General features: G+C 50.5%; 14 protein-coding genes and 1 pseudogene. 11 read left to right on the forward strand and 4 right to left on the reverse strand.

The genetic code is table 11. From position 1 onward, the window contains the following. Positions 1-2: 2 nt before the first annotated feature. From T491_RS0109430 to T491_RS16190, 7 genes are all read left to right on the forward strand, one after another. Entirely contained in the window at positions 3-1,979 is a 1,977-nt protein-coding gene (locus T491_RS0109430) for a RagB/SusD family nutrient uptake outer membrane protein (protein ID WP_028903670.1), read from the forward strand. An 18-nt stretch (positions 1,980-1,997) separates the two neighbouring features. Then, entirely contained in the window at positions 1,998-4,772 is a 2,775-nt protein-coding gene (locus tag T491_RS16185; protein ID WP_081773324.1) for a SusC/RagA family TonB-linked outer membrane protein, read from the forward strand. A gap of 17 nt (positions 4,773-4,789) precedes the next feature. Continuing rightward, positions 4,790-6,496 (forward strand): RagB/SusD family nutrient uptake outer membrane protein, encoded by a 1,707-nt coding sequence (locus T491_RS0109440; RefSeq protein ID WP_028903671.1) that lies wholly within the window; start codon positions 4,790-4,792, stop codon positions 6,494-6,496. Positions 6,497-6,521: 25 nt separating this feature from the next. Continuing rightward, the gene (locus T491_RS0109445; protein ID WP_028903672.1) at positions 6,522-7,853 is read left to right on the forward strand and encodes an IPT/TIG domain-containing protein; all 1,332 of its coding nucleotides are present in this window, start codon (positions 6,522-6,524) and stop codon (positions 7,851-7,853) included. 153 nt (positions 7,854-8,006) lie between these two features. Beyond that, positions 8,007-11,081: a glycosyl hydrolase gene (locus T491_RS0109450; RefSeq protein ID WP_081773325.1), complete on the forward strand. Its 3,075-nt coding sequence runs from the start codon at positions 8,007-8,009 to the stop codon at positions 11,079-11,081. A gap of 45 nt (positions 11,082-11,126) precedes the next feature. Then, positions 11,127-12,347 carry a glycoside hydrolase family 27 protein gene (locus tag T491_RS0109455; RefSeq protein ID WP_369699756.1) on the forward strand — a complete coding sequence of 407 codons (1,221 nt, stop codon included), beginning with the start codon at positions 11,127-11,129 and terminating at the stop codon, positions 12,345-12,347. A gap of 1 nt (position 12,348) precedes the next feature. Then, positions 12,349-13,554: a glycosyl hydrolase gene (locus tag T491_RS16190; RefSeq protein ID WP_197018842.1), complete on the forward strand. Its 1,206-nt coding sequence runs from the start codon at positions 12,349-12,351 to the stop codon at positions 13,552-13,554. On the opposite strand, the gene T491_RS0109465 is transcribed toward T491_RS16190, so the two are convergent. Beyond that, positions 13,551-14,603 (reverse strand): hypothetical protein, encoded by a 1,053-nt coding sequence (locus tag T491_RS0109465; protein ID WP_155950093.1) that lies wholly within the window; start codon positions 14,601-14,603, stop codon positions 13,551-13,553. The genes T491_RS16190 and T491_RS0109465 overlap by 4 nt on opposite strands. 544 nt (positions 14,604-15,147) lie before the next feature. Here T491_RS0109465 and T491_RS0109470 point away from each other — a divergent pair. Together T491_RS0109470 and T491_RS17690 are read left to right on the forward strand one after the other, a co-directional pair. Further along, positions 15,148-15,672, forward strand: coding sequence for a hypothetical protein (locus T491_RS0109470; protein WP_028903676.1), 525 nt, complete (start codon positions 15,148-15,150; stop codon positions 15,670-15,672). Between the two features lie 19 nt (positions 15,673-15,691). After that, positions 15,692-15,793, forward strand: a complete 102-nt coding sequence (locus T491_RS17690; protein WP_155950094.1) for a smalltalk protein — start codon at positions 15,692-15,694, stop codon at positions 15,791-15,793. 82 nt (positions 15,794-15,875) lie between these two features. Here the strand turns inward: T491_RS17690 and hisC are convergent, their stop codons facing one another. From hisC to hisG, 3 genes are read right to left on the reverse strand one after another with little or no spacing between them, the layout of a single operon-like run. Beyond that, a complete protein-coding gene (gene hisC / locus T491_RS0109475; protein ID WP_028903677.1) occupies positions 15,876-16,910 on the reverse strand; it encodes a histidinol-phosphate transaminase in 1,035 nt (344 codons plus the stop codon). Positions 16,911-16,929: 19 nt separating this feature from the next. Next, a complete protein-coding gene (gene hisD / locus T491_RS0109480; protein WP_028903678.1) occupies positions 16,930-18,216 on the reverse strand; it encodes a histidinol dehydrogenase in 1,287 nt (428 codons plus the stop codon). Beyond that, positions 18,213-19,064 carry an ATP phosphoribosyltransferase gene (gene hisG, locus T491_RS0109485; protein WP_028903679.1) on the reverse strand — a complete coding sequence of 284 codons (852 nt, stop codon included), beginning with the start codon at positions 19,062-19,064 and terminating at the stop codon, positions 18,213-18,215. The genes hisD and hisG overlap by 4 nt, the downstream gene beginning before the upstream one ends. 117 nt (positions 19,065-19,181) lie before the next feature. Between hisG and T491_RS0109490 the strand changes: the two genes are divergently transcribed. Together T491_RS0109490 and T491_RS0109495 are read left to right on the forward strand one after the other, a co-directional pair. Beyond that, a complete protein-coding gene (locus T491_RS0109490) occupies positions 19,182-20,315 on the forward strand; it encodes a transglycosylase SLT domain-containing protein (RefSeq protein WP_028903680.1) in 1,134 nt (377 codons plus the stop codon). A gap of 132 nt (positions 20,316-20,447) precedes the next feature. Next, a pseudogene (locus tag T491_RS0109495) lies at positions 20,448-20,666 on the forward strand (IS5/IS1182 family transposase); the annotation flags it as partial.

A 20,666-nucleotide genomic window follows, 5' to 3' on the forward strand; every position in this document is an offset into this window, starting at 1 on the left:
CAATGAAAAAAATATATATAAATATCATTACAGCCTTGCTCACAGCTATGCCTCTGATTTGCACATCGTGTGTCGACGATGTGAAGGTGGGCGATGCATTCCTTGATAAAGCCAAGGGCGAGGATGTGAATCAGGACCTGATTTTCTCGAAGAAGGTCTATACCGAATATCTTTTGTGGCAGTGCTACGAGGGATTGTACTGCCCCTTTAAAAATTGCTATAGTTTGAATGCCGGTGTGATGGAGTCGCTATCGGATATCATGCACTCCGAGTTAGGCTGGGACGATGTAGGCCGCGAATTCTATACAGGTCATCTGAGTGCTGCCAATGCTAACCCAGGTTGGGTGCAGAGTCGTTTTGCCTTCATCTCGCAGGGCGGTATCCAGAACATGAGCAACCAGTCAAAGCGTTCTATCTGGAACTGCGTGCGCGATTGCGAACTGCTGATAGATAATGTGGACCAAGTGCCCGATATGACCAACGACGAGAAGGCCCGTTTCAAGGCAGAGGCCAAGGTGATACTGGCTTCGAAGTATCTGGATGGCATCCGCCATTTTGGTGCCCTGCCAATCGTGGACCATGCCTTTAAAGGCGAGGACCAGATGGAGAGCGGACGTGCTACATTGGAAGAGACTGTGGCCTTTGCCGTAAACCTCATTGATGAGGCTGTGGCCGAGCCCAACCTGCCTTGGAACCTTACTGATACCGAGATTGCTACTTGGGAAGGACGTGTTACCAAAGCATCGGCTCTGGGTCTGAAGGCTAAGTTGCTCAACTATGTGGCCAGTCCTATCTTTAATAGCGATAAGCCTTATTGCACTGCCGATCCTCAGGACGCTGTCGAGGCGCGCCAGGTGTGGTATGGCAATTACGACGTGAAGCGCTGGCAGGCTGTAGTGGATGCTTGCGAAGAGTTCTTCAGAATGAACGCTGCCAATGGCGACTATTACCAGCTGATAACGGCTACTGACAACACCGAAGAGGCCTATCGCTTGGCTTTCCGCAAGGCTTATCGCAGTCGCGATAATCGCGAGGCTCTGTTGTCGATCCACGATCGTGTGTATATGAAAGAATGGGACCAGTGCCCTGCTAACGTTTGGCACTCCGGCGCCATTGCTGCTACGCTCGACTGGATGGAGATGTTCCCATGGGCCAATGGTAAGAATTTCGACGGGCAGAAATATTACAATCAGAAACCTGCCAAAGTGGATATCTTCGAGCATCGCGATCCTCGTCTCTACGAGTCGATGCTGGTTCAGAAAAAAGATTATAAATATCAGATGTATGGTCCGGCAAACCCCGTGCAGTTGTGGGAGGGAGGCGAGTTTATCGTTACCGGTTCAACAGGTTGGAACTGTCGCCCTCATGGATTTGCCACTTATAAGTACGTGCTCGATCTGGGCTCCGACGACCAGGGAGGACAGGGCATTATCGACGATGAGCCGGTGCAGTTTGCCTATATGCGATTGGCCGAACTCTATCTGATTTATGCCGAGGCTTTGGCTGAGACCGGCCGACTGGCAGATGCCATTCAGCAGCTGAATATTGTGAGAGCCCGTGTGGGACTTCCCGATATCGCAGCAGCCAATCCTGAACTTTCGCTCAGTTCGAATAAGGACAATCTGATTAAGGAGATTATGCGTGAGCGTGCCTGCGAGTTGGGATTCGAGTTCGAAAGCCGATTCCATGATATGAACCGACGCATGATGGCTGCCGACTTTGTGAAACCGCTGCGTGGCATGAAGATTTACAGAATTGATGATGCTGGAAATCGTGTGGAACGCAAGTGGAATCCCGACACCGAACCATTCCCTACAAAGTTCGAGTATGTGCCTTACGCTATCAGCGAAAAAACCGGTAATGCACGTTTTGTTTGGAGTCATCCCGAAGCGTGGTCGAACAAATGGTTCCTGGCACCACTGCCACCCGATGAGATTAATAAGAATTACGGATTGACTCAGAATCCTGGTTGGAATTAAATTAACAAAGATGTAAATATGAATAGTAAGATATTGCTCAAATCAATGGTGTTCGCAACATGCCTCATGCCGATGGCATTACCTGTTGCAGCACAAAGCCTGTTGAATGATAACAACAAGCTCTCTACCAATGCCTCGCATACTATCTCGGGGGAGGAGTTGCAGCACACGGCTGCTACCACGTTGAAAGAAGCTTTGTATGGCAGGCTGCTGGGACTGACTGTACTTAACAACGGACAGTTTATTGGCGATGACGGTGCTGGGGCCACATTCAATATCCGTGGCACTCAAACCACAAGCGAGAATAATATACTGATACTGGTGGATGGCATCAAGCGCTCTATCGACTATCTGACCGTGGATGAGGTCGAATCGGTGACGGTGCTGCGTGATGGCGCTGCAACAGCCATTTATGGCTATGAGGGACTGAATGGTGCCATCTTGATTAAAACCAAGCGCGGAGCCGAACAGAAACTGTCGGTGCAGGTGGGCTATAACCACAAATTTGTGTTCGCCCCCAAGACGGCTGATTTTGTGGATGCTCCCACTTATGCTAAAGCCATGAATCAGGCCCGATTTAATGATGGCCTTTCGCCCATGTATAATCAGACAGAGATTGATGCTTTTGCCAATCAGAGTGCACCTTATTATTATCCACAAGTGGATTGGAAGCATCTGGCACTCAAGGACATGGGAGCCGAAAACCGCATCAACCTGGCTTTAAATGGTGGTAGCAAGCGCCTGAAGTTTTTCTCGTTCATGGATTATACCGACTGTCGCGGATTGCTGAAGGATACCAAGCAAGACGATTACAATTCGCAGCTGAAGTTCTCGAAGGCTAATATTCGTACCAATATCGATGCCGAACTGACAAAGACTACCACTATGCAGATTAATCTGCTGGGATCGTTTGTCGAGACTAATCGTCCTGCAGGTGTTTCGGCCAACGATGTTTTTGACATGTTCTACAAAGTGCCTTCGTCGGCATTCCCTGTTACCAATAACCCTGATGGCGAACTGGCTGGCGTGTGGGGTGGTAACACCACTTATAGCACCAACAATGTTGTCGCGCAAATCCAGTCATCTGGTTTCCGCAAGTCGCACTCGCGCCTGTTTCAGGGCGACATCACGTTGCGTCAGGATCTGGGCGCACTGCTTAGCGGACTTTCGGTTGCAGCCCGCTTTGGTTACAATAACTATTCGCAGATTTATGAGCATAACACCAAGGGCTTTATGTATGGTTACGAGCGATACACCTTTGATGCTGATGGAAGCGTGAATGGTTTAACCACCTATTCGGCTGGTGATAAAACGGATAACACCACTTTTGCTTACTGGCAGGATCAGCATCTCCGCTCATCCTATCTGTCGCTTTCAGCCGATTATCAAACGCAGTTTACAGGCAATGATCATTTCTCGGCCTCGCTCATTTGGAATCAGCAGAACGAAACACCTAACGGCCAGTACCTCACCTTTAATCGTATGAACTGGATGGCCTGTCTGCACTACGACTTGAATAATAAGTATATAGCCAATCTCACATTGGCTGCCAATGGCAGTAACCGTTCCTATCCCGAAAAGTGGTCGTTCTCGCCTGCACTCTCGTTGGGTTATATCTTTGCCAACAACGATGCAAGTAGCATTCTGAACTATGGTAAACTGCGCCTCTCGGGTGCCATCCGCCATCTCGACTATGTGCCCATTAATGGCATCTGGCTCGAGAACTATAATGGTGGCGGTGGCGACTATTACTTTGGTGCCGGCAATGGCTATCAAACGTGGGGCACCTTTATTTCCTATCAGCCCACCGACCATTTTAAGCTGGAAACAGCCTATCAGTTTAATCTGGGTGCCGACTTGCGAGTGTTCAAGCATCTCGATCTAACCATCGATGGTTACTATAACTACCGTGATAACATCCTGCTCTCTGGCGATGGACTTGTTTCGTCGATTGTTGGTGTGCCATCGGGTTATGTCAACTGGGGCCGCGTGGCCAGCTATGGTGTTGAGGTGGGTGCCAACTGGGTGCAGAAACTGGGTAAGGATGTTAGTCTGAATCTGGGCGGACAGTTCACATGGGGGCGCAACCGCATCCGTCGTACCATCGAGAATGTAGCCAGCGATTATCTGTCGTCTGTTGATGGTAGAGTAAACCAGGCATGGGGCCTGGAGGTGCTTGGTTTCTTCGCCGACGATGCCGACATCGCCAATTCGCCCGAACAGGAGTTTGACAACTGCAAGCCTGGCGACTTTAAGTATAAGGACCAGAATGGCGATGGTACTATCAACGAGAACGATGTGGTGAAGATGGGCTACAGCACTTCGGTGCCCGAACTCAACTATGCCATCAACATGGGACTTAAGGCTGGCAACTTCGGATTCAGTGCCCTGCTGCAGGGAGCTGGCATGTTCACCCGCTATATGGGTGCCACTGGCGTATGGACACCTATGATTGGTGGTGCAAACCTGACACAAGACTATTATGATAACTGCTGGGATAATAGTAATGCTCCACAGTACCCCCGACTCACCTCACAGGCTAATAACAACAACTACCGAGCCAACAATGTGTGGTGGAAGAACGTGAATTTCCTGAAGTTGCGCAACTGCGAGGTGTACTATCTGTTGCCTCAGTCGCTTATTTCTCATATCCGACTCTCGCAATGCAAGATTTTTGTAAAGGGTGAGAATCTGCTCGACTTCAGTAATATGAAACAGCTCGATGCCGAAACCATGTCAACCGGTTATCCTATCATGAAGACCGTCAGCGTAGGCGCATCATTATTATTCTAATTCAAAACAGTACAATTATGAAGAGTTATAAACATATCATTTTACCCATGCTTGGTGCTGCTGTGTGGTGTACCAGTTGCGTTGATTTAAACTATAGCGAGGTGACCACCAACAACGAAGAGTGGGTGTATCAAAGTCCGCAGTACGGTATAGAGCATCTGGTTTCTAGTGTCTATGCACGTGTTCCCAACGGTTTGAGTAAGAATTTCGAGGGCGGTAGCGGTGCTACCTTTGCCGCTGCCTGTGATGAGGCCGACTGTGCCCTCTCGCACGATAATATCCGTAAGCTGTACAATGGCGGTTGGAGTCCTATCAACCCATTCTCTTATCTTTGGGAGAACTCCTACAAAGCGATTGCCGAAGCCAATAATTTCTTGGAAAAACTGGATAAGATAGATCTGTCGGCCTACGAGAACAACAATGATTTCCAGGCCATGAAAAATAAGTTTGAGCTGTTCGAATACGAAACGCGTTTTTTGCGTGCTTATTTCTATTTCGAGCTGGTGCGTGCCTATGGCGATGTGCCCTTTACGCTCAAATCGCTCACTAATGCCGAGGCCAATCAGCTGAGCCGCACATCGGCCATCACCATTATGGATTGGATTGTGGAAGAGATGAATACCATTGCCGAATTTCTGCCTGTGTCCTATGCCAACGAGCTGAATACCGATATCGGACGTGCCACTAAGCCCATGTGCCTGGCACTCAAGGCACGTACGCTGTTGTATAAGGCTTCGCCATTGTTCAATACCTCTGATAATAAGCAATGGTGGCTTGATGCTGCCCGTGCCAGCCACGATTTGCTGGTGAGGGCCAATGGGTGGGGCATTAAACTGGGGCTCTATTCCGAACTCTGGGGACCAGCCAATGGCGATGGTCAGGAAATTATTTTTGCCGTGAAGCGTGGCGCTTCAAGCTCGTGGGAAACCTACAACTATCCTGTTGGTGTAGAGAATGGACAGTCGGGCATGTGCCCCACACAGTCGCTGGTCGATGCCTACGAGTATCTGGATAGCAATCAGTCCTTCGGTGAGCGCCATCCTGAGTCGGTCATCAACTTGAGTAAGACCGATCCCTATGAGAATCTGGATCCGCGTTTCGGCATGACGGTATGTAAGAATGGCGACATCTGGCCCAACTACAATGATAACCCTATCGAGACTTTCGAGGGCGGTCTTAATGCCTCGCCGCTGACCAATGCTACCAATACGGGCTATTATCTGAAGAAGTATTGCGACCCCAATGTTAATATTTCAACGAATAATGCCACAACCACCTTGCATGCTTGGATTGTGATGCGACTGGGCGAGTTCTATCTGAACTATGCCGAGGCCATGTACCACTATTATGGTAATGCCAACACCAAGGGCGAGTTTACATTGAGCGCCAATGATGCGGTGAATGCCATACTTGATCGTGCTGATGTGGGAATGCCTCACTGGACAACTTCGACAGCTGATTGGCTGCAGCGCTACGAGCGTGAGCGTATGGTTGAGATGGCCTTCGAGGATCAGCGTTTCTGGGATATCCGTCGCTGGAAGAAAGGCGATACGCAGAAGCTGGTCAATACCATTAGCATTACTAAGGATGCGGATGGACAGCTGCTGTTACACCGTGGTGCTCTGAGTCGAGGTTGGAACAATAAGTTCTACTTCTTCCCCATCCCCTTTGTCGAGATTAGTAAGAATCCTAATCTTACTCAAAACCCTGATTGGGACAAATAAAAACTCATAAAATTGAAACATCGATATGAAAAAGAATACATTTAACATGATGCTTTTGGCCATGGCAATGGGTGTTGTTTCCTGTTCGGATGATGCCGATAGCACTGTAGAGAGACTTTCGGTAGCGGCTTTCTATCCTACGATTGTAATGGATGGTACCGAGGTATCAATCACTGGTACAGGCCTCTCGGATGTAACGACGGTAGAGTTTCCTGGTGGTCAAGTAGCCAAATCGGTTCAGGTTATCAACGATTCGCGTATCATAGCCGTTGCCCCTACAGGTGTTGATGCCGAGGCTGGCACACTTACCGTATCAACAGGCACAGAGCAGGCACAGAGCCGACAGACTATCCGTAAGGCACAGCCCGCACTGCGTTATTTTAATCCGGCCGAGTCGGTAAAAACATACGATGACCTACAGATTGAAGGTAACGATTTAATGCTGGTTAAGCAGGTTAACATTGGTATGGGTGATGAGGCGATTACTATCAATGCCATCGACTTTAAGCGTAAATCAAACGATAACATCACCATTACGCTTCCTGGTGAGACACCTATTGGCAATGAGCAGCCTATTAGCGCAGTTTTCGATAATGGTGAGTTGATGGTGTTGGGTAATATGGATATTGAGCGCGGTGCTCAAGGCGGACACTGGGAAGACCAGGAGATTGACATCTATAACGATGGCGATGTAGTGATGAAGGGCGACTGGAGCAGCTACTTCATGATTGATAAGAGCGTCCTGGCCGATGCACAGGTTGGCAACGTTATCCGCGTGTATATTAAGGATAAGACCAGCGACGATAACTGGGTTATCCTGTCCGATGGTAATTGGAGCGAACTTGCAGCCCAGCGTGCCAGCGACGAGGATATGGCTGCAGGCTATAAGGACTTTACACTCGATGAAAATATGCTGGCAGCTATGCAAAGCACTGGTCTGCTTATTCGTGGTATTAATTTTACTGCCGTAAAGGTGGTACTGGTAGTGCCAGTATGGGTGCCCAATACTGCCGGCCCAGTAGAAACAGTACTGAATGATACCGAGACCGATATGGGTGGCTGGTCGGCTGCCATCATCATAGGCAAGGAAGCCTTCGAAAATGCAAAAACAGGTAATATTATACGTGTGTATATTAAGAATCAGGTAGAAGGATGGCAACAGGGCTCATTCAAGAATGGCAGCGACTGGGGCGGACTTACCGACGAACTCGGCGTGATAGGTCTATCAACCCAGGATTTCGAAATAGGCTATTACGAGATGACCATCGACGATGTAACCCTGCCGCTACTTCAGGATAACGGATTGATCATCAGCGGATGCAATTACACAGCTGTGAAAGTTGTGCTTATACAGTAAAGAACGGATTTATAGTATTATTAGTTATTAGTTAGTATTAGATTTGGTTAGGGGGGAGGGAACTCCTTGGTGTGATTCTCTCCCTCTTTTTCAGTAAAAAGTATTGTGATTTCAGTATAAATGTTTATCTTTGCGGAGAAAATGTAAAACTATATGAAAAGAATTTGCAGCGTTTTATTATTGGGTGTTATGCCTTTCTTGTGCTTGTTAGGGCAGATAGCCCCCAGACCGATAGACAAGAAGGCTACAAAAGAGGCGGCGTCTTTGTATCAGTATCTTAGGAACGAAGTTTGGGGCAAGCAGGTGCTCTCTGGTTGTCAGGCCCGATGGGATTATAACACGACCGATGCTGATGAAGTGAGAAAAAGTACAGGCAAGTATCCCGCCATCAATATATTCGACTTCCAGCATTTCAGAATGGAGCATATTAACTATCTGGCCGATACTGCCAAGGATTGGCATCAGGCGGGTGGTATTGTGGGCTTTATCTGGCATTGGAGTGTACCTGTAGATACCTTGATGACCCCTGATAAAGGGTATTCGTTCTATACCCCTTCGGCAGCACGGACGCCACAGGAGGGCACTACATTTTCGCCACGTAAGGCGCTACAAAAAGGTACACCCGAGAATCAGGCCCTGATGCACGATCTGGAGCGTATCACCAACTTGTTGCTGCACTATCAGAAACAGGGCATCCCCATCATCTGGCGTCCGTTCCACGAAGCGGCTGGCAATAGCAACCGTGGTGGAACAGCATGGTTCTGGTGGGGCAGCGATGGTGCCGAAACGTTCAAACAACTGTATTTGTTCATGCAGAGTTACCTGATGGCGCATGGTGTACACAACCTGATATACGTGTGGACATCAGAACTCGATGATGACGATTGGTATCCTGGTGACAAGTTTGTTGATATTGTGGCCCGCGATCAGTATCATATTTCAACCAATCATGGCAGCTATAAAGAACAGTACGATATATTAAGCCGCAAGTATCCACATAAGATGCTGGCACTGGCCGAATGTGATTGTATGCCAAGTGCCGAGGCCATGATGAAAGACGGCGCTAAATGGTTGTATGTGGCTCCGTGGACAGTGCCTTTCCTTTTCGGCAGTAACAACACACCTGATTTCTGGAAGCAATTCCTGAATACTGACTTGGTTCTTACGCGCGATGAAACTCCATATTCAATAGGTAAAAAAAATAAAGCCCAGATGGTTCGTATCAAGTCGACATCGGGCGGAAAACAGTTTGATGGTATCGGTGCTGTGAATGGTGGCGGGGCTACTTCGGTGTTGCTGAAGGACTATCCTGAACCGCAGCGCTCGCAGATTATGGATTTGGTATATAAGCCTAAGTTCGGTGCTTCAGTCAGTTCTTTGCTGGTAGAGATACCTGGCGATGGTAATTCTACGCAGGGCTCCATGCCGTCGCACAGTCACTACCGTGGCGATTTCAATGCTCAGCGTGGCTACACATGGTGGGTGATGCGCGAGGCTAAGCAGCGCAACGCCAAGCTCGACCTTGATGCTACAGGGTGGAGCGCACCTCGCTGGGTGGGCGACTTCTGGACGCAGGATATGGCCGATTACTATGTGGACTGGCTTACGGGGTTGCGTCAACAATACGGACTGGAACTGAATGCCATAGGCTGTCATAACGAAAAGGGCTGGAATAATGAGTTCGCTAAGATGTTGCGCCGCACCATGAATGAGCGAGGCTTTAAGAATGTGAAGCTACATGCCTTCGACAACTGGGGACCTGACAAGATGGAGTTTATGAAGGCGATGACGCACGATGCTGAGTTACGCGATGCCATCTATGCTGTGAGTGCTCATACATTCAGCGAGATCCCCCTTACGGCAGAGCAGCGTGCCATGGCCGAAAGCATGGGCAAGCCCATCTGGAACAGCGAGGACCATATCTATCTCAAGGGTTTCGACTGCCTGATAGGCATCGTAAAAGCTTTTAATGAGAATTATATCGTGAGCGGTGCCACCAAGGTGATTAACTGGTACGACATTGGTGCTACCTATCCATTAGAGCCCTATAGCCAAGATCCGCCCATGCTGATAGCTCAGCAACCTTGGAGCGGCAACTATAGCGTGCGCCAGGCCTTGTGGGGCTATGCACACTACGGACAGTTTACCGAAGTGGGTTGGCAGTATGTGGACGATGGCTGTCGGAAACTTGATGGTGGCGGTTCTATGTGCATGTTGCGTAATCCTGCTACCAGCGACTATAGCATCATCTTCGAGACGAAGGAGGCTACCGCTCCTCAGACTATACGCATCAGTGTGCCAAAAGGCCTCTCTGCGGCTAAACTCTGCGTATGGCGCAGCAATGAGCAGGAACAGTTTGTACGACTGGCTGATATCACCCCCAAAAGTCGTAGCTTTACCATTACTTTGAATCCTGACTGTGTTTACTCTCTCTCAACTACCACAGGTCAGCAGAAGGGCAGTTTTGCCGATGTTCCGGCTACAGCTGCGTTCCCAATGCCTTATCAGGACGACTTTGATGGCTATGGTCACCCTGCACAATGGGGCTATCTGCCGCATTACATGGCCGACATCATCGGATGTTTTGAGTTGCGCCAGGCACCTGATGGCGGTTCGGGCACATGCCTGCAACAGACGGTAGGTGAGCATACGCTGAGTTGGGCGCCCGAATGGCACCATTACTCCATCATCGGTGATGCCGCATGGCAGGACTACGAGGTGAGTGCCGATGTGCTGCTGAATCCTCAGGACGAGGCAGCCATTATGGGGCGTGTATGTGATGTGGGCTCTGGTTATGGCGTATGGGCAAAAGGCTACTACCTGAAGATCAACGAACACGGACGCTGCCAGCTCTATATCACTCGTGGTAAGCTGGACCAGAAGGAGCTGATAGGCGATGCTGAGCAGCAGGCACTCATCCTGGCCCGTAAGGATATCGAGGTGGGAGGCGAGTATGTACTTGACAGTACGCAGGTTAAGGGCTTCGACGCCCGACGTTGGCACAACCTGCGTTTGCGTTTTGAGGGCGATGAGATAACTGGTTATGTGGATGGACAACAGGTGTGCCGTGCCACATCCGACCGTTACACCCACGGTATGGCCGCGCTGATGGCACCCCTGCAAGAGCGCCGTGTCAGCACGCCTTACTTCGACAATCTGAAGATAACACCTCTCGGTCGTACCAAGGCTGTTGCAAATATATCACGCAATCCGAATCCACTTTATTGATCGAAATAACAATTAGAACAGAATAATATGCAGAAGAAAACGAAAATGATCATCCTGGGCAGTATGCTTGCCCTGATGACACTGCCTGTAAAGGCACAGAAATGGGAAGGTCTGGCTGATACGCCACAGATGGGATGGAGTACTTGGAATAAGTTCCAAGGCAACATCTCGGAGGACGTGATTAAAGGCATTGCCGATGCGATGGTAGAGAGTGGCCTGCGCGATGCTGGCTATACCTACATTAATATCGACGATTGCTGGCACGGCAAGCGCGATGCCAACGGCTTTATTACGGCCGATCCCAAGAAGTTTCCCAACGGTATGAAAGCATTGGCCGACTACGTGCATAGTAAGGGCCTGAAACTGGGTATCTACAGCGATGCCGGTACCGCTACTTGTGCCGGCGAACCTGGTTCGTTAGGACATGAGTATCAGGATGCACTGCAGTATGCCCGCTGGGGAGTAGACTATCTGAAGTATGACTGGTGTAACACCACCAACGTGAACCCACAGTGTGCCTACCAACTCATCAGCGATGCCTTGCGTGCTGCTGGGCGCCCTATTTTCCTCAGTATGTGCGAGTGGGGGAGTAGCCGCCCTTGGAAATGGGCCCGACAGATAGGTCACTCATGGCGTACCACACCAGACATCTGGTGCGATTTCGATTCGCTGCGCGTTTTTGAGGCTGGTTATAGTCAGTTCGGGGTTATGCAGTGCATAGCGTATAACGACACCCTGCGTCAGTATGCAGGAAAGGGCTATTGGAACGATCCCGACATGCTGGAGGTTGGCAACGGCATGACTGAGAACGAAGACCGCGCACACTTCACGATGTGGTGTATGATGGCCAGTCCGCTGATTCTTGGCAACGATTTGCGTAATATGAGCGAGGCTACACGCAACATTATCATGAATAAGGAAATGATAGCCATCGATCAGGATACATTGGGCGTGCAGGGACTACACTATTGCGACCGCGACGGTTTGCAGTTCTGGTTCAAACCGCTTGCCGGAGGCGATTGGGCATTCACCATCCTCAATCCCACGCGCCAGGATATCACCTGCTGCCTGAACTGGCAGGACTTCAATCTCACGGATCGTGAGGTGAGCAAGCTGAGCACCGATTTTGCAACCAAGGTCTATAAGGTGTATAACCTGTGGACCCACAAACAAGAGGGCAAGACAACACTGAAGAACAAGGTTGATCGTAAGCTCGTGGTGAAGAGCCGCGATGTGGTTTCTTATCGACTGATAAATGGTAAATAACATGAAAAGACTGGCTGCTATACTAACGGCTGTCATGATGACTTGTGGCATCTGTGCTGCAGAACCAGTTAAGTCGGATGCAGCGCAGCAACTGATGCAGTTGCTGAATGATATCAACGGACAGAAAACGTTGTCGGGTACGATGGCTTGTGTAAACTGGAATATCAGCGAGGCAGAGTGGGTTCATCAGCATACTGAAAAGTGGCCCGCCATCGCTACTTTTGATCTGATTCATCTGCCATGGTCGTCGGCTGGAGGATGGATAGATTACGATAACACCAGTGTGCTCGAAGAATGGCACCAGCAGGGGGGCATCATCAGCATCTGCTGGCACTGGAACGTGCCTGCCCGCAGCGGTAAGAGTGGAAAGTATGCCTTCTACTGGGGAACCGATAATGGTAAGGAAGATGAGCAGACTACCTTCGATGTGAAGAAGATTTTCGACACGACATCGGCTGAATACCAGATCATGATGCAGGATATCGACCGCGTGGCCGGTATCTTGCTCAAACTCAAGGAGAAAGGCATCCCTGTGTTGTGGCGACCGCTGCACGAGGCTGGTGGCATGTGGTTCTGGTGGGGGCGCGATCCCGATGGCTGCAATGAGCTGTGGCGCACCATGTATCGCCGATTCCAGGAATTGGGCGTCGATAACCTGGTGTGGGTGTGGACACAAAGCTCTGCATGGGGCCAGTCCTATAGCGATGGCTATCGGTGGTATCCGGGCGACGACTATGTCGACGTGGTGGGAATGGATATCTATAACGAGAGCAATGCCAGTACGATTCGTACTAAATGTTACGATTTTCTGAATGAGTATTCGCCCTCGAAACTTGTGGCTCTTACAGAGTGCGGTTCGGTGGCTACTATCGGCAATCAGTGGACGGCAGGAGCTAAATGGCTGTGGTTTATGCCTTGGTACGATTACGCCGTGAGTAACGATATGAACAGTAGCGCCTTTAATGGCACAGCCCACGGTAATGCCGATATCTCATGGTGGAACGAGGCGTTCAGTCACGATTATGTACTGACACGCGATGACGTGAAGGCCATGCTGACAAGTGGATTGTCAGCACCCAGAACTCACGCGACCACAGTAGATGGCAAAGGCATCTACACGCTTGATGGCCGACGCGTTGCAAAACCTGGTCGAGGCCTATATATAAAGGATGGAAAGAAAGTGGTCTTATCCTGCGGGAAACATTAGCATTTCACGTACGCCAGCACCCAGTCCAGATAGGGCTGTTCGCGCTGCTTACCCATGTAGGTGGCGTAGCACTCGGTTTTCACCTTGAAGTCGTGTTGCATACGGATGGCGCGGGCCAGTACGGGGTAGCTGCAGCCGAATACACCGGCCTTTACCAAGCTGCCTGCCACTAAGGCGGGCAGCTTGTTGCGTTTCTTACTGTTGCCCCAATCCACGATGATGCTCTTGCCTTTCTCCGATGCTAACAGGTCGTCGACAAACTGCTCTATCCACTCGGCGGTGTACTTCTGTCTGTTGCTCACCAGTGCCAGCACTTCCGATTGGGTGAGGATGCGCTTGATGTTCTTGGCGGGCGCAAAAGTGTTGAGCGGCTCAGGTTGCAGGCGGTACTTGTTGATAATCGCCTGCAACCTGGGGTTCTGTGCCACCAGATCGGCATTCACCAGGTCGAGTATCGCATCGAGTTTAAACATGGCCTTGGTGTCCTTGTGCGAGAAATCCTTCGCGTGACTCATCGCATACTTGCCGAACTTGGTGCGGTTGATCATCACAATGTCGCCATCGATGATCAGATAGCGCATCAGGCGGGCCATGTCCTTCTTGGTGTTGTCGTCGATGTCTTCTCCGCACGATAGCCATGGCTTGATCTTCTCTTTGGGAATATTGTCGATCTCCATGTTGCATGGTGTCGTGTCGTGCCGCATGATACCCTGTCGCAGCACCTCGAATATCACCTGCACACGCTTGCGCTTCAGCATCTCGGGTGTCATGCCGTACAGATCGTTCTTCCAGCTGTTGTAGCTCTCAATCACTTTCTTGTCGGTTAGTAAGGGCCTCAGCAGGTCGTACATCTGCTGGTAGTCGATCTGTCCGCCGGAGTTGATTACCATCTCTGAGGCTGTGACGATACTGAGCGACGTGACGAGGCTGCTGTACAATAACTCCTGCATGTAGTCTGGTACAAGGTCCATGACGCGATTTTCCGGGTTGATACTTGCAGATAATACGTCGATTATCTGCTTGAAAGATAATGGGGTTTCGTTACTCATAATGTTTTGAAAACTTTTTAAAGTATGGTTCGTTAATAGTAATGGTGCAAAGGTAGCAATTTTTTTGCAATTACGCAAATTATTTGGGTGATAAAAACTATTCATTATTCATTTATTCACATGTACAGGAAGGGTTTTAGCACTCACTCCACTTGTGAGTTGCTATGAAGTAGATTAATATTATATTATATATTATATTATAATATAATATATAATATAAATACTCTTGCTTACAAACCAGAAAACCTTCTTGTACATGTGAATAAATGAATAGTGAATAAAACGGGGGCGTGCTCCCGATCGCGGAAACGTAACTTCTGGTGGCCTGAAACGTCATTTCCGGGCGCCAAAAGTTACGCTTCAGCTCATTAGATGCATAGACCATAAAAATTTATATATTTGCTATAAAATAATGGGCAAATCGTTTGGTGGTTCGGATTATTTTTTGTATCTTTGCAACGAAAATAAGATATGAAACGCACACACGGGAAGCGGCTGCCCGATGCAGCCAGTCGCACTTAAGTCTAATTAATACACACACATTATGGCAAAAGTATTTTATCTGTTGAAACAGAACAAGGTGAGCAACTCGAAGGTGCTGGGCAGATGGTTCGCCCGTCAGAAAACCATCGAGACCCTGAACACCCGCAAGTTGGCGAACCACATCAGCGAGCACGGCTCTATCTACACCCCCGACGTAGTGTTCGGTGTGCTCGAGAAGTTCCGCAGCTGTCTGTTGGAGATGCTGCTCAACTCTAAGCGCGTGAAGATCGACGGTCTGGGTATCTTCTTCACTACCCTCGAGAACACCGAAGGCGGTGCTGAGAGCAAGGACAAGTTCCTGCCTCAGAAGAACCTGAAGGGATTGCACATCCGATTCCTGCCCGATTCAACCACCGAGACCGACATCTCGAGTCGTGAGTTCATCAAGAAGGCCGAATTCGTCAATGCCGAGACGCTGGCCGGCGCACTCGATGGCGACGCACCCTCGTCGGGCTCAGGCAGCGACAACAGCCAGAGTGGCAATACTGGCGGTAACACCGGAGGAAGCGGCAGTACCGAAGATTAACCATTAAATATTGAAAGCTATGAGTAAGAAAGAGAGTATCAAGTTTATCGTGCAGTTGATTGCATCCATCGCAACGGCGATTGTAACGGCACTGGGAGCCACATCGTGCATCGGCGCATAGTAAGTAGTCCTCCCCATAAAGTAAGCACCCTGCTTCAGTAGAATGAGGCAGGGTGCTTGGTATTTAGGGCCGCGGCCTGCGATTAATACTGGCGCAGGGCGGCTACAAGCTCGTTGTTCTCGGTCTTGGTACCGATGGTGATGCGCAGACAGTTCTGACAGAGCTGCACGCGATGGCGGTTGCGCACGATGATGCCCTGATCAACCAGATAGTTGTAGATCTTGGTGGCATCGGTCATCTTGGCCAGGAAGAAGTTGGCATCGGTGGGATATACCTTCTCGCAGATGGGCAGCTCGCGGAAAGCTTCCATCATGCGGCCACGCTCCTGGATGAGCACCTTCACCCACTGATCAACCTCGTAGGGATCCTTCAGGGCCTCGAGGGCCTGCTGCTGGGTGAGGAGGTTTACATTATAAGGATACTTCACCTTATTGAACAGGGCGATGATATCCTGCGACGCAAATGCCATACCCAGACGGAGAGCGGCGCAGCCCCATGCCTTCGACATGGTGTTGAGCACAATCAGGTTGGGGTACTTGGCCAACTCGGCACGAAGGGGCTTCTGCGAGGCGAAATCGCTGTAGGCCTCGTCGACAATCACCAAGCCGTCGAAATTCTCAATGACCTTTATCACCTCTTCGCGCACCAGACAGTTGCCGGTGGGGTTGTTAGGGGTGCACAGCCAGATAATCTTGGTATGGGCATCGGTGGCAGCCAACAGCGCGTCGGCAGTTACCTGAAAATGCTCGTCGAGCAGTACGGTACGATACTCCACATTGTTGATATCGGCGCACACCTTATACATGCCATAGGTGGGCTCGATGGCCACCACGTTATCCACGCCTGGCTCGCAGAAACAGCGATAGGGCAGGTCGATGGCCTCGTCGCTACCGTTGCCTAAGAAAATGCACTCGGCAGGCACGCCTTTTACCTTGGCGATGGCTGCCTTGAGCTCCAGCTGCAAGGGGTCGGGGTAGCGGTTGTAAGGCGCATTGTAAGGGTTCTCGTTGGCATCGAGAAACACATGTGCCTCTCGGCCAGCGTACTCGTTACGTGCGCTGCTGTATGGTGCCAGGCTCCAGATATTGGGTCTTGTAAGTTCTTCTAATGACTTCATAACTTTCAACTGTCAACTATCAACTTTCAACTGCGCGTATGCGCACAGTCATAGCATTCTTGTGGGCATCAAGCTGCTCGGCTTCGGCCATGAGTTCTACGGCGCGACCGATGCTGCGGATACCATCCTCGCTGAGGTGCTGGAAGGTGATCTTACGGCAGTAGCTGTCGAGGTTCACGCCGCTGTAGGCAGTGGCATAGCCGTGGGTGGGCAGGGTGTGATTGGTGCCGCTGGCATAGTCGCCTGCACTCTCACAGGCATACTCGCCCAGGAACACGCTACCTGCGTTGACTACCTTATTGGCTACCTTGGCGTAATCCTTCACCTGCAGAATGAGGTGCTCGGGGGCGTAGGCATTCGAGAGGTCGATAGCCTCCTGCAGACTGTTCACCAGTACCAGGCGGCTGTTGTCGAGTGCCTTGGCTGCCATCTCCTTACGGGGCAGCATATCCAGCTGGCGGTTCACCTCGGCCTGTACGTCGAGAATCACCTGCTCGGAGGTGGTGATGAGGAACACCTGCGAGTCGATACCATGCTCGGCCTGCGACAGCAAGTCGGCTGCCACAAACTCGATATTGGCATGCTTATCGGCGATGACGCACACCTCGGAAGGACCTGCGGGCATGTCGATAGCCACATCGTGCAGGCTTACCTGCTGCTTGGCGGCCATCACATACTGGTTGCCAGGACCGAAGATTTTATAGACCTTGGGCACGCTCTCGGTACCGTAGGCCATAGCGCCGATGGCCTGTACGCCACCTGCCTTGAAAATCTTGCTGACGCCTGCGATACGGGCAGCCACGAGAATGGCGGGATTCACCTTGCCATCGCGACCTGGAGGGGTGCAGAGCACTATCTCCTCGCAGCCTGCTATCTTGGCAGGGGTGGCGAGCATGAGCACGGTTGAGAAGAGTGGGGCGGTGCCGCCAGGAATGTAGAGACCAACCTTCTGGATGGCTACACTCTTCTGCCAGCAAACCACGCCGGGCTGTGTCTCGATCTTCTTGCCCTTGAACTGCTGCGACTCGTGGAAGGTCTTGATATTGTAGTGGGCCACCTGGATGGCAGCTTTCAGCTCAGGACTCACCAGTGCCTCGGCCTCGTTCATCTCGGCCTCGGTAACTGCGAGCTGGGGCAGATCAACATGGTCGAACTTCAGCTCATAGCCCTTTACGGCATCGTCGCCGCGCTTCTTCACGTCGGCCAGCACCGATGCTACAGTATCATTAAGTTGTGAAACGTCCAGATGAGGACGCTCCACAATCTTTGCCCATTCGCTTCTTTCGGGATATCGAATTACATTCATAATATCATCTTTTCGATTGGCGTTACCAGGATGCCCTGGGCGCCCATTTCCTTCAGTTTGCCGATAATCTCCCAGAACTGCTTCTGGTCGAGTACGGTGTGAACAGAGCACCAGTCCTCGTCGGCCAGAGGAATGATGGTGGGGCTCTTCAGACCAGGCAGCACGTCGATAATCTCCTGCAGACGAGCCTTAGGAGCGTTCATGCGTACGTACTTCTTGTCCTCGGCGTCCTTAACGGCCTTGAAGCGGAACAGCATCTGTTCGAGGATGGCCTTCTTCTCGTCGCTCATCTGCTTGTTGCCGATCAGCAGGGCCTCGCTCTTCATCACTACCTCTACCTCGCGGAGGTTGTTGCTCACCAGGGTAGAGCCTGATGATACGATATCGAAGATAGCATCGGCCAGACCAATGCCCGGGCTGATTTCTACGCTACCTGTGATTACATGGATTTCTGCATGGATATGATGCTGCTCAAGGAAATGTCGGAGGATTTCGGGGTAGCTGGTGGCAATCTTCTTGCCGTTGAACCACTCTACTCCCTTGTAGTCGATCTCTTTGGGGATGGCCAGCGAGAGGCGGCACTTTGAGAAGCCGAGACGTGAGATGATATCAGCATCTTCGCCACGCTCAACGAACTCGTTTTCGCCCACCACGCCGATGTCAGCCACTCCACTGGCTACACTCTGTGGGATGTCATCATCGCGGAGGTAAAGCACCTCCAGCGGAAAGTTGGACGACTGCACCAGCAAGGTGCGCTTTGAGGCACTAACCTTGATGTCTGCTTCTGCCAGCAGATTCATCGTGTCTTCAAACAGACGTCCTTTTGATTGTACTGCAATTCTTAACATATTGTTAAATCTAAAAATATCGGGTGCAAAATTACAACTTTTTCGTGAATTTCGTGCGCTTCGTGCACAAAAAGTAGTACCTTTGCACCGTTTTTACTAACAAAATGGTGCAGATTGATGCAAAAATGGTATAAATATGTCGGTTTCGGGGCGCTTTTGCTTTCGCTGGTGTCGTGTTTCGAGAAGAAGCACGAACCCATTGTGGCACCCTGGGGTGTGATTGATGATACCGTTTCGGTTTCGGATGAGTTCGACCTGCACGACATCCAGACCAGTGGCGAACTGATTATGGCCACCATCAGCGGTCCGCAGACGTACTACGAGTATCATGGCAAGTACCTGGGTACGCAGTTTCTGATTTGTCAGCGTTTCGCCGATTCGCTGGGGGTGCGACTGCGTGTGGAGGTGTATCGCGACAGTATGGAGTTGGTAAAACGTTTTGCCGAAGGCGAGGTGGATATCGTGGCGTGGCCCACACCCGGACATATCGATGCCGATACGGCCAAGAACGATCTGGCCAAGGAGTTGCAGGGCTGGTATCGCCCCGCGCTGATAGCTGCCGTACAGAAGGAGGAGAACGACCTGCTGACGGTTCGCAAGGTGCATCGCCGAATCTTCTCGCCCATGCTCGATGCCAAGGGCGGTATCATCTCGCACTACGACAGCTATTTCATGACGTATGCCCGCGATATCCGTTGGGACTGGCGCCTGCTGGCTGCCCAGTGTTATCAGGAGTCGACCTTCGACCCGCGTGCCGTATCGTTTGCCGGTGCCAAGGGGCTGATGCAGATCATGCCTGGTACTGCCGACCATCTGGGTGTGCCGCGCAGTCAGTTGTACGAGCCCGAGGCCAACATACGTGCGGCGGTGAAATATATCGGACAACTGCAGAAAACCTTCTCGGATGTGCGCGACCAGTACGAGCGAACCAACTTTGTTCTGGCCAGTTACAACGGTGGTGCGCACCATATACGCGATGCCATGAATCTGGCTAAGCGCGACGGTAGGAATCCGCATCGCTGGAGCGAGGTGGCGCCCTATGTGCTGAAGCTGGCACAGCCTCGGTATTACAATGATCCTATTGTGAAATATGGTTACATGCGTGGATCGGAGACGGTGGATTACGTGCAGCGCATCCGACAGCGCCATGCGGGCTATCAGGGCGTGAAGACGCCTCACATGGGATTCCATGGGGTAGGCAAGCCCCGGAAAGCCGAACAGCGAAAAGGAAAGTATGATATCAAAAATTAACCCCCGGCAATTGGAGGGCACTGAAAAAGTCCTATTAGGCACTTTTTAACAATTACAGTCTGCACATAGTCAGTAAAACATTTGGCTATGTGCAGATTTTTTTGTACCTTTACAGCATAAAAGAGAGTGCTTATGCTGTCGCAACAACAAGAGTTAGTATTGAGTGAGTATAGTGCCTTGTACGACATAGTTGTCCCACAAGACAATCTTCTGAGACGTATCAACGGGCTCGTTGATTTTTCTTTTGTCTATCAAGAGTTGTTAGACAAATACTGTCCAGACAATGGTCGTATGGCAGAGTCTCCTATCCGCATGTTCAAGTACCTGCTCCTTAAGGTCATCTATGATATC

Origin of the sequence: Prevotella sp. P6B4 (assembly GCF_000619985.1) — a bacterium.
Lineage (GTDB): Bacteria > Bacteroidota > Bacteroidia > Bacteroidales > Bacteroidaceae > Prevotella.

Coding starts and splice junctions, on each gene's coding strand:
- T491_RS0109430 (WP_028903670.1), top strand. CDS start 3: ATGAAAAAAATATATATAAATATCATTACAGCCTTGCTCACAGCTATG.
- T491_RS16185 (WP_081773324.1), top strand. CDS start 1,998: ATGAATAGTAAGATATTGCTCAAATCAATGGTGTTCGCAACATGCCTC.
- T491_RS0109440 (WP_028903671.1), top strand. CDS start 4,790: ATGAAGAGTTATAAACATATCATTTTACCCATGCTTGGTGCTGCTGTG.
- T491_RS0109445 (WP_028903672.1), top strand. CDS start 6,522: ATGAAAAAGAATACATTTAACATGATGCTTTTGGCCATGGCAATGGGT.
- T491_RS0109450 (WP_081773325.1), top strand. CDS start 8,007: ATGAAAAGAATTTGCAGCGTTTTATTATTGGGTGTTATGCCTTTCTTG.
- T491_RS0109455 (WP_369699756.1), top strand. CDS start 11,127: ATGATCATCCTGGGCAGTATGCTTGCCCTGATGACACTGCCTGTAAAG.
- T491_RS16190 (WP_197018842.1), top strand. CDS start 12,349: ATGAAAAGACTGGCTGCTATACTAACGGCTGTCATGATGACTTGTGGC.
- T491_RS0109465 (WP_155950093.1), bottom strand. CDS start 14,603: ATGAGTAACGAAACCCCATTATCTTTCAAGCAGATAATCGACGTATTA.
- T491_RS0109470 (WP_028903676.1), top strand. CDS start 15,148: ATGGCAAAAGTATTTTATCTGTTGAAACAGAACAAGGTGAGCAACTCG.
- T491_RS17690 (WP_155950094.1), top strand. CDS start 15,692: ATGAGTAAGAAAGAGAGTATCAAGTTTATCGTGCAGTTGATTGCATCC.
- hisC (WP_028903677.1), bottom strand. CDS start 16,910: ATGAAGTCATTAGAAGAACTTACAAGACCCAATATCTGGAGCCTGGCA.
- hisD (WP_028903678.1), bottom strand. CDS start 18,216: ATGAATGTAATTCGATATCCCGAAAGAAGCGAATGGGCAAAGATTGTG.
- hisG (WP_028903679.1), bottom strand. CDS start 19,064: ATGTTAAGAATTGCAGTACAATCAAAAGGACGTCTGTTTGAAGACACG.
- T491_RS0109490 (WP_028903680.1), top strand. CDS start 19,182: ATGCAAAAATGGTATAAATATGTCGGTTTCGGGGCGCTTTTGCTTTCG.